At 30.2% G+C, this 16581-nt stretch carries 13 protein-coding genes; 11 read left to right on the forward strand and 2 right to left on the reverse strand.

The window, feature by feature from the left end; translation table 11 throughout:
• The first annotated feature begins 289 nt into the window (after positions 1–289).
• From aldA to MKD41_RS13510, 11 genes are all read left to right on the forward strand, one after another.
• Positions 290–1735 carry an aldehyde dehydrogenase gene (aldA, locus tag MKD41_RS13460; RefSeq protein ID WP_240242831.1) on the forward strand — a complete coding sequence of 482 codons (1446 nt, stop codon included), beginning with the start codon at positions 290–292 and terminating at the stop codon, positions 1733–1735.
• 214 nt (positions 1736–1949) lie between these two features.
• A complete protein-coding gene (gene fucP, locus MKD41_RS13465) occupies positions 1950–3242 on the forward strand; it encodes an L-fucose:H+ symporter permease (protein WP_240242834.1) in 1293 nt (430 codons plus the stop codon).
• Between the two features lie 33 nt (positions 3243–3275).
• Positions 3276–3605 (forward strand): L-rhamnose mutarotase, encoded by a 330-nt coding sequence (locus tag MKD41_RS13470; RefSeq protein WP_240242838.1) that lies wholly within the window; start codon positions 3276–3278, stop codon positions 3603–3605.
• 11 nt (positions 3606–3616) lie between these two features.
• A complete protein-coding gene (locus tag MKD41_RS13475) occupies positions 3617–4354 on the forward strand; it encodes a (Fe-S)-binding protein (protein WP_240245045.1) in 738 nt (245 codons plus the stop codon).
• 2 nt (positions 4355–4356) lie between these two features.
• Positions 4357–5727 (forward strand): lactate utilization protein B, encoded by a 1371-nt coding sequence (locus tag MKD41_RS13480; protein WP_240242840.1) that lies wholly within the window; start codon positions 4357–4359, stop codon positions 5725–5727.
• Positions 5727–6308, forward strand: a complete 582-nt coding sequence (locus tag MKD41_RS13485) for a LutC/YkgG family protein (protein ID WP_240242843.1) — start codon at positions 5727–5729, stop codon at positions 6306–6308. Before MKD41_RS13480 ends, MKD41_RS13485 begins: the two co-directional genes overlap by 1 nt.
• A 288-nt stretch (positions 6309–6596) precedes the next feature.
• The gene (locus tag MKD41_RS13490) at positions 6597–7748 is read left to right on the forward strand and encodes a glycoside hydrolase family 26 protein (RefSeq protein ID WP_240242845.1); all 1152 of its coding nucleotides are present in this window, start codon (positions 6597–6599) and stop codon (positions 7746–7748) included.
• Positions 7749–7757: 9 nt separating this feature from the next.
• The gene (locus MKD41_RS13495; protein WP_240242847.1) at positions 7758–9596 is read left to right on the forward strand and encodes a sodium:solute symporter family protein; all 1839 of its coding nucleotides are present in this window, start codon (positions 7758–7760) and stop codon (positions 9594–9596) included.
• 13 nt (positions 9597–9609) lie between these two features.
• Complete coding sequence (locus MKD41_RS13500) at positions 9610–10791, forward strand: glycoside hydrolase family 130 protein (RefSeq protein ID WP_240242850.1); 1182 nt, start codon at positions 9610–9612, stop codon at positions 10789–10791.
• On the forward strand, positions 10791–11978 hold the full coding sequence (locus MKD41_RS13505; RefSeq protein ID WP_240242852.1) for an AGE family epimerase/isomerase: 1188 nt from the start codon (positions 10791–10793) through the stop codon (positions 11976–11978). Before MKD41_RS13500 ends, MKD41_RS13505 begins: the two co-directional genes overlap by 1 nt.
• A 14-nt stretch (positions 11979–11992) precedes the next feature.
• Positions 11993–13330: a glycoside hydrolase 5 family protein gene (locus tag MKD41_RS13510; RefSeq protein ID WP_240242855.1), complete on the forward strand. Its 1338-nt coding sequence runs from the start codon at positions 11993–11995 to the stop codon at positions 13328–13330.
• A gap of 5 nt (positions 13331–13335) precedes the next feature.
• Here the strand turns inward: MKD41_RS13510 and MKD41_RS13515 are convergent, their stop codons facing one another.
• Both MKD41_RS13515 and MKD41_RS13520 read right to left on the reverse strand, forming a co-directional pair.
• On the reverse strand, positions 13336–14208 hold the full coding sequence (locus MKD41_RS13515) for an AraC family transcriptional regulator (RefSeq protein ID WP_240242857.1): 873 nt from the start codon (positions 14206–14208) through the stop codon (positions 13336–13338).
• Between the two features lie 171 nt (positions 14209–14379).
• Positions 14380–16581: a PepSY domain-containing protein gene (locus MKD41_RS13520; protein ID WP_240242859.1), complete on the reverse strand. Its 2202-nt coding sequence runs from the start codon at positions 16579–16581 to the stop codon at positions 14380–14382.

Raw genomic sequence — 16581 nt, forward strand, 5'->3', positions numbered from 1 at the left:
AATGTGACAATTCGTAATTCGTAATTTTTAAAGGTTGCATTATGCATAAACTAAGATTTTGAAGTTTTATAGAGTATTCACTTTCAACCCATCAAGATCTTATTTTTTAGGTAACATGTTTAAATTCTTCATACTATTGATTATTATAGATAATTAATTTTAATAAAGTATGTTTTATATTTGTTGAATACACACGCTTTTTAATATTAAAACAATGTGTTTTATAATAGAATTTATTGCTTTTTCTATTTTTCTGTATAAACCAAATACTAATTAAAATATATAAATAATGAAACAGTTTAAACAATTTATCAACGGTAAATTTATTAACTCAACATCAACTAAAATAATAGAAATATTAAATCCTTGTACTGAAGAAGTAATATCAACAATTCCTGCAGGATCTGTTGAAGATGCTAATTTAGCATTAAATTCTGCTAAAGAAGCGCAACCAGTTTGGGAAGCATTGCCTGCAATTCAAAGAGCAGCCTTTTTGCATAAAATGGCAGATGTTATTAGAGAAAATAGGGTGTTTTTAGCAGAGACTTTAGCTAAAGAACAAGCAAAAGTAATTGGATTAGCACAAGTAGAAATTGATGTTACCGCAGATTATTTTGACTATAATGCAGGATGGGCAAGAAGAATTGAAGGAGAAATAATTCAAAGTGATAGAGCAAATGAACATATTTATTTACATAAAGTTCCAATTGGAGTTGCTGTTGGTATTTGTCCTTGGAATTTCCCGTTTTTTGTAATGGCTCGTAAAGTAGCGGCATCATTAATTACAGGAAACACCTGTGTTATAAAACCTAGTTCTGAAGCACCTAATACTATTATGGAATGGGCTGAACTTATTGAGAATATTGGATTGCCTGCAGGTGTATTAAACATTGTTTGTGGATCTGGAGCTTTAGTTGGTAATACACTTTCTAAAAGCCCAATTACCGGAATTATTAGTTTAACTGGAAGTGTTTATGCTGGTCAAAAAGTTTTTGAAGCTGCTTCAGAAAACATTACAAAAGTATCATTAGAATTAGGCGGTAAAGCGCCTGCAATTGTTTGTAATGATGCAAATTTAGAGTTGGCAGTAAATTCAATTGTTACATCAAGAGTTATATTCAGCGGACAAGTATGTAACTGTGCAGAACGAGTGTATGTGCAAGATGATATCTATGATAAATTTATGGAAATGATCACCAAAAAAATGAGCGAAGTTAAAGTTGAAGATGCTTTAACTGGAGTAAATGCAGATATGAGTGCTTTGGTGTCTAAATCTCAATTAGATAAGGTTTCTGAAATGGTTGAATTTGCCAAAAAAGAAGGAGCTGAAGTTGTTGTTGGAGGTAAACGTTCAGAAAAATTTGATAAAGGTTATTACTACCAACCTACCTTGTTAACAAACTGTAGACAGGATATGGAAATTATTCAAGAAGAAGTTTTTGGACCTGTATTGCCAGTTATGAAGTTTGGAACCTTAGAAGAGGCTGTAGCTTTGTCAAATGATAGTAAGTTTGGATTAACTTCCTCTATTTTCTCTGAAAATTTCAACAATATAATGTATGCTACCAACAAACTTCAATATGGAGAAACATATGTAAATAGAGAACATTTTGAAGCAATTCAAGGTTTTCACGCAGGATGGAAAAAATCTGGTGTTGGTGGAGCAGATGGAAAACACGGAATGGAAGAATACTTACAAACCAAAGTTGTTTACGCACAATACTATAATAAATAATAAATTCTAAAAAAAAACTGTCTAAAAACCTGTAAATCCGTCATGCTGAACTTGTTTCAGCATCTCATTATGCTGATAACCAATCAATATAAGAACCTGAAATGATTCTTCAAGAATTCCATAAATAAAATACAAAATGGATGAATAATCAAGTTCAGGTAGACGAGCGTTTTAATTAATTTTTAGACAGTTTTTTAATACTTAAATTTCATAAATGAAAAATAATAACATCCCTGTAGTACCTAAAGAATATTTATTCCCTTTTATTCTAATAACGTCGATATTTGCGTTGTGGGGATTTGCCAATGATATTACAAACCCAATGGTAGCAGCTTTTGGAACGGTTCTAGAAATTTCAACAGCAAAAGCCGCATTAGTTCAGTTTGCTTTTTATGGAGGCTACACTACCATGGCAATTCCAGCCGCATTATTTGTGCAAAAATACAGTTATAAAAAAGGAATTATATTTGGTCTTATTTTATACGCCATTGGCGCATTATTGTTTTATCCTGCAGCGCAATTTGAAGTATTTGGATTCTTTTTAGTGTCTTTATATATTTTAACATTTGGATTGGCATTTTTAGAAACAACCGCAAACCCATTTATTTTATCAATGGGAGATGAAAGAACTGCTACCAGACGTTTAAATTTAGCACAATCGTTTAATCCAATAGGTTCTTTGCTAGGTATGTTTGTTGCTTCAAAATTTATTCTTGCAGCGTTAGATTCAGACAAAAGAACTGCAACGGGCGAGTTAATTTTTACAACCTTAGACGAGGTTCAAAAAGCAGCCATACGTACCCACGATTTATTAATAATTAGAAATCCGTATATAATTTTAGGCTTTGTTGTAATTGTAATGCTAATAATTATTAGTGTTTATAAAATGCCTCCGCAAGAAAAAAAAGATGAAAATTTTAACGCGTTGGAATCTTTTAAAAGATTGTTGAAAAATGGAAAATATAGAGAAGGAGTTATTGCTCAAATGTTTTATGTAGCAGCACAAATTATGTGTTGGACTTTTATAATTCAATATGCCGATAATTTAGGTATTGCAAAATCTACTGCCCAAAATTATAATATAGTTGCTATGGGTATTTTTCTTTCAAGCAGGTTTGCTAGTACTATGTTAATGAAATATATAAATGCTAAAAAATTATTGCTATTTTTTGCAATAGGTGCAATGTGTAGCGTAACTGGTGTTATACTTATTGAAGGACAATTAGGATTGTATTTATTAGTTGCAACTTCTGCATTTATGTCGCTTATGTTTCCAACAATTTATGGAATTTCATTGTATAAATTAGGTGAAGATACTACGTTAGGAGCAGCAGGATTAGTAATGGCAATTGTTGGTGGTGCGTTAATGCCTCCATTGCAAGGTGCTATTATAGATTTAGGAACTGTTGGTTGGTTACCAGCTGTAAATGCTTCTTTTATATTGCCTTTAATTAGCTTTTTTGTGATTGCAATATTCAGTTATAGAACTTTAAAAGTACACGAATAGTTTTTGCTAGTTAATTTTAAAGGAAACAATTAGATGAAAAAATACTGCTTAACGCTCGATTTAAAAAACGATAAAACCTTAATTGCTGAATATAAAAAATACCATAAAAAGATTTGGCCTGAAATTACAGAAAGTCTTATTAATTCTGGAATTGAAAATGCTGAAATTTACTGTGTAGAAAATCGGCTTTTTATGATTTTAGAAGTTAATGATGATTTTTCTTTTGAAAAAAAGGATAAAATGGATTTAGAAAACCCTAAAGTACAAGAATGGGAGAATTTAATGTGGAACTATCAAAAAAAATTACCTTTTGCTAAAAAAGGTGAAAAATGGATATTAATGGAAAAAATTTACCAATTATAAATCTAAAAAACATGAGAGTAGGTTTATTTATACCTTGCTATATCAATCAATTATATCCAGAAGTTGCTATTGCAACATTAGAATTGTTAGAGAAATTAAAGGTAGATGTTTATTATCCGTCTACACAAACTTGTTGTGGGCAACCTCTGGGAAACTCTGGATATGAAGAAGATTCAAAAGGAGCTTGTCAATTATTTGTTGAAAATTTTAAAGAATATGATTGTATAGTTGGGCCATCTGGAAGTTGCATTTATCACGTTAAAAAACATTTCGATATTTTAGAACAAACACCCGATGTTGTTAAAGTTAGAAACAATGCTTACGAATTATGTGAATTCATAGTAAAAGTATTAGGTAAAACAGATTTAGGAGCTTCATTTCCTCACAAAGTAGGTTTACATAAAAGTTGTCACGGTTTACGCGGATTGCATTTAGGATCTTGTTCCGAAAGAATGGATCCACATTTTTCTACCGAAGAAGATTTGTTGAATAATGTAAAAGGTTTAGAACTAATGAAACTGAATAGAGAAGATGAATGTTGTGGTTTTGGTGGAACATTTTCTGTATTTGAAGAAGCTATTTCAGTAAAAATGGGAAAAGATAAAATTCAAGATCATTTAAATAGCGGTGTTGAAGTTATTACGGGTGCAGATCATTCTTGTTTAATGCACTTAGAAGGTTTAATAAATAGAGATAATAAACCGTTAAAAGTGATGCATATTGCAGAAATTTTAAATAGTACTATTTAATTATGAGCCATTCAGAAAAAGCAGCAATTTTTAATAAAAATGAAGCCAAAGTAAACTGGCACGATAAAGCTTTATGGTATGTTCGAGAAAAAAGAGATAATGCTGCACACGGAGTAAAAGGTTGGGAATATTTAAGAGATACTGCTTCAAAAATAAAAGGAAATGTACTTTCTAATTTAGATAATTATTTAATAGAATTTGAAGCCAATGCTCTAAAAAACGGCATTAAAGTACATTGGGCATCCGATGCAAAAGAACACAATTCAATTGTTTACAAAATAGTAAAAGAACATAATGCTAAAAAAGTGGTAAAAAGTAAGTCTATGCTTACCGAAGAATGCCATTTAAATCCATATTTAGAATCTAAAAACATAGAAGTTGTTGATACCGATTTGGGAGAATATATTGTTCAAATAGCAAAGGAAACTCCAAGTCATATTGTATTGCCAGCTATTCATAAAACAAAAGAAGAAGTTGATGAATTGTTTCAAGAGCATTTAGGTACAAAACCCAGCAATGGAAACCCGGAATATTTGACGAATGAAGCAAGAAAACACCTTAGAAATAAGTTTTTACAAGCAGATGTTGCTATTACAGGTGTAAATTTTGCAATTGCTGAAACAGGTGGTTTTGTTGTTTGTACTAACGAGGGGAACGCCGATATGGGAGCGCATTTAGTACCAGTACATATTGCGTGTATGGGAATTGAAAAAATTATTCCGAAGGAAGAACATTTAGGTGTTTTTTTAAGATTGTTAGCAAGAAGTGCAACAGGACAACCAATAACAACCTATTCATCGCATTTTAATAAACCTGCTGAGGGAAAAGAATTACACATTGTAATTGTTGATAATGGAAGAACAGAACAATTAAGTCGTGAAGATTTTAGATCTTCATTGCATTGTATTCGTTGTGGCGCTTGTATGAATACATGTCCAATTTATAGAAGAAGTGGTGGTCATAGTTACGATGCTACAATTCCAGGTCCAATTGGTTCTATTTTATCACCAGGAAAAGATTTAACAAAACACAGTTCACTACCATTTGCATCTACGCTTTGTGGTTCGTGTTCTAATGTTTGTCCGGTAAAAATTAATATTCACGAGCAATTGTATAAATGGCGTCAAATAATTGTAAAAGAGGAACCGCAACCATTTGTGAAAAAATCTATTTTAAAAATTGCGGGTAAAGTTTTAGAAAATAGAACACTATATAATTTCGCAGGAAAATCAGCTAGATTTATGCTAAAATATGCGCCAAAATTTATGATTTACTCCAAATTAAACGCTTGGGGAAATGCAAGAGATCTTCCTGAAGTTAAGAATACAAATTTTGATGATTGGTATAAAGCAAAAAGAAAAAACAAAAAATAATGGGTAGAGAAGCAATATTAAAATCGGTTCAAAAAAACAAACCAACGTTGTTGCCATTGCCTGAAATAGATTTTAGTTTATTTGAGGAAGAACTTAATTTATTAGAAACTTTTAAAGAAAAAGTTACTTTGGTTGGTGCTAGTATTGTTGAATTAAATGCTACAACAGAAATTGATGCTAAAATTAAAAAAAGGTATCCAAATGCTAAAGACATTATTACTTGTACTCAAAAATCGTCTTTAGAAACGGTTTCAGTTTCAGAAAAAACAAATCCCCATACTATGGCATCAATTGATTTGGCTGTTATAGAAGGGGAGTTTGGAGTTGTAGAGAATGGTGCTATTTGGATTACGGAGAACGAGTTTCCAATTAGAGTTTTACCATTTATTACAAACGATTTAGTAATTGTTTTAGACAAACAAAAATTGTGTGCTAATCTGCACGAAGCTTATAAGTTAATTGCAAATAGAGATCGTAATTTTGGTCTTTTTATTGCTGGGCCTTCAAAAACAGCAGATATAGAACAATGTTTGGTTATTGGAGCTCAAGGCGCAATGAGCTTAACTGTACTGCTAGTATAATTGTATTGCAACAATTTATAGAATTACCTTCTTTTCACTTTAAATAAAGGGAATGCCCTTTGTTTAGAGTGTGTTTTTATATATAATATAGTATTTTCTGTTTTTTGTAATAAGGTTGAAGTCTTTTACGTGAGTTTATTCATAATTAGTAATTTTTTGAAATTTTCTTATAGGTAAATGACAAGATATTATTGGAAAATAATCTAACATATACTTAATTTTGAATAGCAAAATCTCAGAATGCAAAAGTATTATTAGTGAAAAATAATTTTTATACAAAAAATAATTATGATAAAAAGACAGGAATTTTATACGAATAACAATTTTCAGAATATACTCACACTGTTAATACTTTCATTGTTTTTATATTCTTGTGATAGTAATAAAAAAGAAGCAGTTGTAAAGCCAATATTGGTTGATAAAAATGCTTCAAACAAAACCATAGAGTTGCATACCAAATTGGAAACTATTTCAAAAAATGGTTTTGCTGTTGGGCATCAAGATGATACGTCTTATGGTTTAGGTTGGAATTATAAAGATGACCCAACAACTATAAAAAGTGACGTAGAAAAAGTAACTGGTGATTTTCCTGCAGTGTTTGGTTTTGATTTGGGTTGGATTGAAATGGATAAATCATACAATCTAGATACAGTTCCTTTTAATGCTATGAGAGATTTAATTATTGATGCCCATAAAAAAGGCGGAATTATAACAATTAGTTGGCATGCTAATAATCCAGTTTCTGAAGGTAGTTCTTGGGACCAAACCATTGCAGTGCCAAATATTATTAAAGGTGGAGATCAACGAGAAAAATATGAATTATGGATTTCTAGAGTAGCAAATTTTATAGCATCTTTAAAATATGAGGGTGAAGCTATACCAATAATTTTTAGACCTTTTCACGAAATGAATGGTTCTTGGTTTTGGTGGGGTGGTAAAAATTGTGATGCCAAAGATTATATTACTTTATGGAGAGAAACTGTTCATTTACTTAGAGATACTCATAACTTACATAATCTTCTGTATGTTTATTCTCCAAATAAATTAAATCCTTCCGACACCTATTTAGAGTACTATCCAGGTGATGAATATGTCGATATTTTAGGTATGGATATCTATGATTTTAACAATGCAGAAGATTATCAAAAATCCGTTATTCACGATTTGGCAATTGTTAGAGAGATAGCCACCGAAAAAAATAAAGTATACGCTTTTTCTGAAACAGGTTTAGAATCTATAAAAACAGAAAATTGGTTTACTGAAGTATTGTACCCAGTTATAGAAAACTTAGGAATTAGTTGGGTTTTAACTTGGAGAAATTATGATAAAAAGCATCATTATATGCCTTATAACGGACATATAAATGAAGCCGATTTTATCAAATTTAAAAAATTGCCTAAAACAATATTTTTAAAAGATCTAAATAACTTAAATAATTAAGATAAACTTATGGAATTATTACATTCAGTAGATATTTTAATTATAGCATTGTATTTAGTTACAATTGTTGTTATAGGTTTGGTGCTTAGAAAACGCGCCCAAAGAAGTAAAGATGATTATTTATTAGGCGGAAAATCAATTCCTTGGTATATGCTCGGGCTTTCAAATGCTTCTGGAATGTTTGATATTTCTGGAACTATTTGGCTTGTAACTTTAATGTTTGTTTATGGTGTTAAAAGCGCTTGGATTCCTTGGTTATGGCCAGTTTTTAATCAAATATTTTTAATGGTTTACCTATCTAAATGGTTAAGGCGTTCTAATGCAACAACTGGTGCCGAATGGATTGGTACCAGATTTGGTTTTGGAAAAGGAGCTAAAATGTCTCATATTATTGTTGTAGTTTTTGCTTTAGTAGTATGTCTCGGATATTTAGCTTATGGCTTTATCGGTTTGGGAAAATTTGTTGAGATATTTGTTCCTTGGGAAGTAGTTAGTAATTATATTCCCTTTGCTATTGCACCAGAATATGTACCGCATTTCTACGGAACATTATTTACAATTTTTGCAGTTTTTTATTCGTTACTTGGAGGTATGTCTGGTATTGTATGGGCAGATGTTGTGCAATTTGCAATTATGACAGTTGCTGCATTGGTAATAGGTTATTTAGGTTTTCAAGCAATTGGAACTGGCGGACTTCATGTTCCTGAAGGTTGGATGAGTCCTTTTAAAGGAGGTTTAAATATGGATTGGAGTACTATTATTCCAGAAGTAACTGATAAAATAGAAAGTGACGGATACGGTTTATTTACCTATCTAATTTTAATGATGCTTTTTAAAGGAATTCTTGTCAGTGTAGCGGGTCCTGCACCAACCTACGATATGCAGAAAATTCTATCGACAAAATCACCTGCGGAAGCCGCTAAAATGAGTGGGTTTGTATCTGTTATTTTAATGCCAATTCGGTATTTAATGATTGCAGGTTTTGCTGCTTTAGCATTGGTTTATTATGATAGATTAGATTTATTAAATTCAACCGGAAATATAGATTTTGAATTAATTCTACCTACTGCAATTAAAGAATTTGTTCCCGTAGGTTTATTAGGCTTGTTATTAGCCGGGTTAATTGCTGCTTTTATGTCAACTTTTGCAGGTACTTTAAATGCAGCCCAAGCGTATTTAGTAAACGATATCTATTTAAAATATACAAAACCAGAAGCTACAGCTAGTCAAATTAAGAATATGAACTATTTAACAGGTATTGTTGTAGTTATTGTAAGTATTATTTTAGGGTTTTATGCAGAAAATGTAAATGCTATTTTAAACATTATTGTTTCTGTATTGTATGGAAGTTATGTAGGTGCCAATATTTTAAAATGGCATTGGTGGCGATTTAATGGTGAAGGTTTTTTCTGGGGAATGGTTGCTGGTTTAGGAGCTGCTTATATAGTGCCAACGCATATGTTTCCAGATGTAAATGAATTGTATTTATTTCCAATTTTATTAATAGTATCTCTTATTGGAAGTATTATTGGTACTTATTCAGCACCTCCAACTAATGAAACTGTTTTAAAAGAATTTTATAAAAATGTAAGACCTTGGGGATTTTGGAAGCCCGTTTACGAAAAACTTGTTGCTGAAGATCCAAACTTTAAGAAAAATAAAGATTTTGGTATGGATATGTTTAACGTAGTTGTAGGTATTGTTGCTCAAACGGCATTAGTAATTTTACCAATGTATATTATTTTCAGACAAAATACACCTGTATATATTGCAATTGCAATATTAGTAGTGTGTATTTATTTACTGAAAAAATTCTGGTGGAATAATTTAGAAAAAGAATTAGATTAATTAACAAAATATTATGGAACTGACTACGGGATTAAAAACCTTAGATAAAGAAAAACAACATTATATTAAATTAATAAATAAAAAAAATAAGCCTATTTCAAAAACAAATGGAATTTATAGAAGGTATAAAAATCCCGTATTAACTAAGGATCACACACCAATTCATTGGAGGTATGATTTAAACCCTAAAACAAATCCTTTTGGATTGGAAAGAATTGGAATAAATGCAACTTTTAATGCAGGAGCAATAAAATGGAATAATAAATATTTGTTGTGTGTTAGAGTTGAAGGAAATGATAGAAAATCATTTTTTGCTATAGCCGAAAGTCCAAATGGAATTGATAATTTTGAATTTTGGGATACTCCTTGTGTCATTCCTGAAATTGAAGGAAATCCAGATACAAACGTATATGATATGCGTTTAACTTTACACGAAGATGGTTGGGTTTATGGTGTTTTTTGTACGGAAAGAAAAGATCCTAATGCTTCGGCTGGAGATACAAGTTCTGCCATAGCAAATGCAGGAATTGTACGTACAAAAGATTTTACAAATTGGGAAAGATTACCCGATTTAATTTCAAATACTGGGCAGCAGCGTAATGTGGTTTTACACCCAGAGTTTATTAATGGCAAATATGGACTTTACACAAGGCCTCAAGATGGGTTTATTGATATTGGAAATGGTGGTGGGATAGGTTTTGGTTATGTGAAGGATATGTCAAATCCTATTGTAACAGACGAAAAAATATTTTCAAATAAGGTTTACCATACTGTTTACGAATTAAAAAATGGTCAAGGTCCCGCTCCAATAAAAACTTCAAAAGGATGGTTACATTTAGCACATGGTGTTCGTAATACAGCAGCAGGTTTGCGTTATACTTTGTATATGTTTATGACAGCCTTAGATGATGTTACTAAGGTAATTTATCATCCGGCGGGTTATTTTATGGCTCCAAATTACAAAGAAACCTTAGGCGATGTTTCAAATGTGTTATTTACAAATGGCTGGATTAAAGATGAAGATGGAACCGTTTATATTTACTATGCTTCATCAGATACAAGAATGCATGTTGCCGTTTCTACAGTAGATATTTTAGTAGATTATGTAACTAACAGTCCAGAAGATAAATTTACTTCAGCAGGCTCTGTTGAAATAATTTTAGAGTTAATTAAAAACAATAAAGGCTTGTATTAATGCATAAATTAGCAGAATTAGTTTCGGTTTCATTAGCTAAAGAACTTCAAAATATTCTTAATTATTGGAGTGCAAATACTATTGATGAAATTAATGGAGGTTTTGTAGGTGAAAGAGATCATTACAATAATTTAGTTCCAAATGCTTCAAAAGGAATTATTTTAAATTCTCGTATTTTATGGTCTTTTTCAGCAGCATCAAATCATTTAAAAACTACTAAATATACATCTATTTGCAAACGAGCATTTAACTATTTAAAAGCTCATTTTAATGATGAAAATAGTGGAGGTGTTTATTGGGAATTAGACGCTAAAGGAAAGCCTATAAATACAAGAAAACAGGTGTACGCACAGGCTTTTATGATCTATGCTTTGTCTGAATATTATTTGTTTTCAAAAAGTAAAGAAGCTTTGAATTGGGCTGTTGAACTTTACAATCTTATTGAAAAATATGCAAAAGACACTGATTTTGGTGGTTATATTGAAGCTTTTAATAAAGATTGGAGTCCGATTGCAGATATGAGATTAAGTGATAAAGATAAGAATGAAGCTAAAACTATGAATACGCATTTACACGTTTTAGAGGCTTATACAAATCTTTATAAAGTTTATGAAAACGAAGATTTAAAACAAAATTTAACAGACCTTATAAACTTGTTTTTAACTAAGTTTTTGAATGCTAACAATAATTTAAATTTATTTTTTGATGAGCAATGGAACCTTAAAAGTAGTGTAGTCTCTTTTGGTCATGATATTGAAACAGCTTGGCTTTTAATTGAAGCCGCAAAAGTTATAAAGGACAAAAAAATAATTTCTGAAACAGAAAGAGTGGCTGTACTAATTGCCGATGTTTTTATAGCAAAAGGAGTAGATGTTGATGGTGGTGTAATGAATGAATATGAACCAGAAACCGGAACACTAGATGGCGATAAACATTGGTGGCCTCAAGCAGAAGCCCTTGTTGGATTACGCTATGCTTATAATATTACAAAGAATGAAAGATATCTTGAGGTAGCATCTAAAATTTTAAACTTTATTCAAACAAAAATAATTGATAAAACAAATGGTGAGTGGTTTTGGAGAGTTAATAAAAATGGCGAATTATACACTTCTGAATATAAAATAGGAATGTGGAAAGCTCCTTACCATACATCTAGAGCTTGTATTGTTTTAAATGAAAAAATGTAAATAATATATATTTTATGAAAACTATTAAATACTTTTTACCTGTATTATTGTTGTTATGTTTTTCTTGTAAAGATAAAAGCACTGTAATTGTTAAAAAAACTGCTGAAAATCCAATAGAAGACGTAGCACTTATTTCTGTAAAAGGAACTCAATTTTTTAAAGGTGATAAGCCTTACTATTTTGTTGGTGCAAATTATTGGTATGGTCCATTAATCGGTGCAAAAAATAGTGGAGATAGAGCGAGGTTAATTAAAGAACTAGATTTAATGAAATCCGTTGGAATTGACAACCTACGTATTTTAGTTGGAGCAGAAGGAGCGGGAGAAGATTCTAGGGTACATCCAGCTTTACAGCCTAAACAAGGAGTTTATAATGAAGATTTATTAGATGGTTTAGATTTTTTAATGGCTGAAATGCGCAAGCGTAATATGTATGCGGTATTGTATTTAAATAATAATTGGATTTGGTCAGGTGGAATGTCTCAATATCTTGAATGGAATGGTTATGGAGAAGTTCCTAACCCTTTTTTTACTGAGAAATTTACTTGGAATGATTATATGAATTACACAAAACAATTTCATTCTTGCGAACCTTGTAAAGAGGCGTTTTACAAGCATGTTAAATTTATTATGGGTAGAACAAATACCTATTCAAACCTAAAATATACTGATGATAATACGGTTATGTCTTGGCAAGTAGCAAATGAACCTAGGGTTTTAATGACTCCTGAACACGAAATTGCATTTGCAAGTTGGTTGAAAGAAACTGTTGATTTAATTGAAAGTTTAGATACAACGCATTTAATTTCTACGGGTGCCGAAGGAAAAGCTAGTTATTTACAAGATATTAAGATGTATGAAAGATTACATACAAACAAAAATATTGATTATTTAACAATACATATGTGGCCAAAAAATTGGGGTTGGTATGATATTGATAATGAAAAAGAATCTACACAGTTTTCTATTGAAAAAGCTAATGAATATATGAATGAGCATATTGTAATTGCTAATAAAATTCAAAAGCCAATTGTAATGTCTGAGTTTGGTTTTCCACGTGAAAAAGAAAGTCTAGACCCTAATGCTTCAATAGAAAATAGAAATGTTTTTTATAAGGCTATTTTTGATAGAATAAATGAAAGTGAAATTAATAATGGAGCCTTGTCAGGTTTAAATTTCTGGGGTTTTGCTGGTTTTGCAAAAACGAATCCTGAAAATGGAAAATGGATGCACGGAGACGATTTTAGTGCAGACCCACCGCAAGAACCTCAAGGATTAAATTCTGTATTTGCTACAGATATAGCTACACTTAATCTTATTAAAAAAGCAAATGATAAATTGATTATAAAATAAGGATATTATAACACGCGTTTTATACCCTCAAACTTCTCTCGGTATTCGCTAGGAGTTGTGTTTTTAGATTTTTTAAAGGCTCTGTTAAAGTTGGCTATATTGTTAAAACCACATTTAAAGCATATTTCACTTATACTTAAATCTGTTTCAATTAACCATCGTGTAGCGTAGCTAATTCGTGTATCGTTAATATAATCTACAAAAGTTTTTCCTGTACGTTTTTTTATAAATCTATTAAAAGAAACAGCACTCATATTTACAACAGCAGATATTTCTGAAAGTAGAATTTTACGATGAAAATTTTCTTGAATAAAAAGATAAACCTTTTTAATTTTATCACTGTTTTCAAAATTTTTATTTTGAGTGCTATATGTTGAAAGAATTCTTTGATTTCTAGAAGTAGCTAAATCCTGAAGAATTGAAATAAGCTCCATAAAATAATCGATGCTATCAATTTTAGCCAGTGCTTTAATTCTATCCATCATTTCAAAAGCAGTTTTTTCTGAAAAAAGAATGCCATAATTAGATCTTTCAAACATATCTTTTATAGGTTTGAATATTCTGCGAGAAAGCATTTTTTCATCAAATAAATCATTGTGAAATTGAATAGTAATTTCATTAATGTTTGAATTTTTACAATTATGAAGCTCCCAACAGTGTGTTATATTTGGACCTAATAAAACAAGTTCATATTCAGAAATTTCTTCTATGCTATTACCTACTATTCGGCGGACTCCTTTTCCATTTGAAATAAAATTTAATTCATATTCAGGATGAAAATGAATTGGAAAATCAAAATCATCTTTAACACGATCAAAAACTTGAAAACTATCATCAGGAGCAAGTGGTGTAATTTCTCTATGAGAATCTTTAATCATAATTTAATATTATATATTTGGAAAAATGAAAATGACATTTTATCTCTATAAATATAATGTAAAATATGTTTATTTTATGAAAAAACTTGTAAAATGATAATTTTTACAACTAAAAATGTTTTTAAACCAAATACTTTAAAATAAAAATATATGCGATTTAATGCTAATTTTTTAATAACAATCCATTAAAATGGCATCCTTATTTTGGTAATAACTTAACGATTTTTTGAGATGTTTTTGGCAAATACTATCTAAGGTTTGAGTTACATCTTTTTGCATAACTACAGAGCCACAAATCATAATTACACCTTTGTTTTTTAGAATTTCAGCAACTTTTTCAGCATCTGATTTTAATAAATGTTGAACATAGGTTTTTGTATCTTGTTCTTGAGAATAAGCCACATATATAGCTTGTAAATTTCCTTTTTTTTGTTGTGCTTTTAATTCTTTTTTATAGAGATTGAATGAAGTTTCTGTACGTCCGCCCCAATAAAGTTGTAGTTTCGTTTTTTTATTGTTTTCATCAATCATTCCTAAATAAGGACCAATACCTGTTCCGGTAGCAATTAATAATGCATTTTTTGCTTTTTTAGGAAGATGAAATCCTTTGTTTTTTACAATGCTACAAGTTATTTTATCTCCCATTTTAAGATTGTTTAAACGATTAGAAATTACACCTTTATTATGTAATTTTACACTTAAAATAAGTTTGTTTGTACCTAATTTTCCAATGGAGTAGAGGCGTTCTCTTCCATCTTCTTCACTAATTATTGATAGTAAATCACCCGATTTAAATTTAACTTTATTTAAAGCTTTCATTTTAATTAAAAATGTTGCTTCTGGTTGATTTTCAGCTTTGGTATTAGCTATTATTTCAAAAGTAGATGCGTTCTGTTTTTTCTTAGAAATTAACGATTTTGGCAATCTAATAGCTAAATTCTCTGTTTTACTCCATTGTAATAACCACTTGTTATAAGCTTCTAAAGATTGATTATTTACGGTAAAAACATCATTTAGTCTTTTGCTTGTTGGAAGTTTTTGTAGCAATTCATCAACTTCATAAGCATATTTACAAAAATCTGGGTATGCTAATGATCCAAAGCCTACAACAGAATAATTAAAAGAATTTTCTTGTGGTTGAAGTTGAGTTAATGTTTCAAATTTTTTAGCATTTGTTGGTGCTTCTCCTGCGCCATAAGTAGAGGTCATTATTACTAAATGCTGTGTTTTTATATAACTTGTATAGCTGTTAAGTTCTGTTAAAAACGATTTTTTACCAAGTCTAATTAACTCTGAATGTAAGTAATTTGCAAAATAAAATGTAGATCCATTTTCTGAACCGATAAGAATTATATATTCGCAATCGTCTTTTTTATAGCGATTTTTTATTCTAGATTTTCGTCGTTGTAGTGCAATATGAAATCCAGAATACATAAAAAATAAGATTCCAATACAAGCAATTAACAAAACAAGACTCCAAATAATACTTGCTTGACCAGTATGAAAAATAAGACTATAATAAGAAATTACTGTTGTAAACGGATAGTTGATTTTACTTATAATAGCTCCGTTAAACTGATTTATGAGTAGCTCTTTATCTTTTAATTGTAATAAAAAATATGATTCTGGAAATTCAGAAAAAGGAAATTCTAGTTTTTTAACTTCAGAAAGTTTTGTGTTTTTAAAGGTGTTAAATTCGGCTAGTTTTAGTACGGGTTCTTCTTCAAATTTAGTATCTTCCTGATGCATAATTTTTGCCTTTGGAATAATATTAAATTGTTCTAAAGAAAGATAAACTCCACTTAAAGTAATTATTAATATTGGAATTAAAAGCCATCTTCCAAAGATAGTATGGAAATACGGATTAAATTTTTCTTTAATTATTGGACTAAAAAAGTTTTGGATTCCTCCTTGTTTTTTAACGATTAGAAAAATTCCGGTAATGCTAATTAAAAAAAGTAAAAAGGAAGTTAACCCCACAAAAAAACGTCCAATACTTTTTAAAAATAAAGATCTATGCAGGCTTGTAGCAAACTTAAATAGTGCATTAGTTTCTTTGGGTTTGCCTAAATTTTCTCCGGTTTTAGGGTTTATGTAAAAGATTTCATTTGTACCTTCTTCATTTATTATAGATGCTGTTACCCAATCATTTTTATCAATTTCTAGTGAAATTATTTCAGCATATTTTTTTTGAAGTGTAGTAGCTATTTCAGCAACTGTAATTTCGTTTAAATTATTGGTTGTGTAAGGTTGTACACGATTTGAAATGGGTTCAAATGCTAAAATAATTCCTGTTAAGGAAGCAAGTAATATAAAAATAGAAGAAGATACAGCCAATGCTAGATGGCTGTATCTCCAAATAGATAACGTCAT

Source organism: Lutibacter sp. A64 (genome assembly GCF_022429565.1).
Taxonomy (GTDB): domain Bacteria; phylum Bacteroidota; class Bacteroidia; order Flavobacteriales; family Flavobacteriaceae; genus Lutibacter.

Coding starts and splice junctions, on each gene's coding strand:
- aldA (WP_240242831.1), top strand. CDS start 290: ATGAAACAGTTTAAACAATTTATCAACGGTAAATTTATTAACTCAACA.
- fucP (WP_240242834.1), top strand. CDS start 1,950: ATGAAAAATAATAACATCCCTGTAGTACCTAAAGAATATTTATTCCCT.
- MKD41_RS13470 (WP_240242838.1), top strand. CDS start 3,276: ATGAAAAAATACTGCTTAACGCTCGATTTAAAAAACGATAAAACCTTA.
- MKD41_RS13475 (WP_240245045.1), top strand. CDS start 3,617: ATGAGAGTAGGTTTATTTATACCTTGCTATATCAATCAATTATATCCA.
- MKD41_RS13480 (WP_240242840.1), top strand. CDS start 4,357: ATGAGCCATTCAGAAAAAGCAGCAATTTTTAATAAAAATGAAGCCAAA.
- MKD41_RS13485 (WP_240242843.1), top strand. CDS start 5,727: ATGGGTAGAGAAGCAATATTAAAATCGGTTCAAAAAAACAAACCAACG.
- MKD41_RS13490 (WP_240242845.1), top strand. CDS start 6,597: ATGATAAAAAGACAGGAATTTTATACGAATAACAATTTTCAGAATATA.
- MKD41_RS13495 (WP_240242847.1), top strand. CDS start 7,758: ATGGAATTATTACATTCAGTAGATATTTTAATTATAGCATTGTATTTA.
- MKD41_RS13500 (WP_240242850.1), top strand. CDS start 9,610: ATGGAACTGACTACGGGATTAAAAACCTTAGATAAAGAAAAACAACAT.
- MKD41_RS13505 (WP_240242852.1), top strand. CDS start 10,791: ATGCATAAATTAGCAGAATTAGTTTCGGTTTCATTAGCTAAAGAACTT.
- MKD41_RS13510 (WP_240242855.1), top strand. CDS start 11,993: ATGAAAACTATTAAATACTTTTTACCTGTATTATTGTTGTTATGTTTT.
- MKD41_RS13515 (WP_240242857.1), bottom strand. CDS start 14,208: ATGATTAAAGATTCTCATAGAGAAATTACACCACTTGCTCCTGATGAT.
- MKD41_RS13520 (WP_240242859.1), bottom strand. CDS start 16,581: ATGACGTTATCTATTTGGAGATACAGCCATCTAGCATTGGCTGTATCT.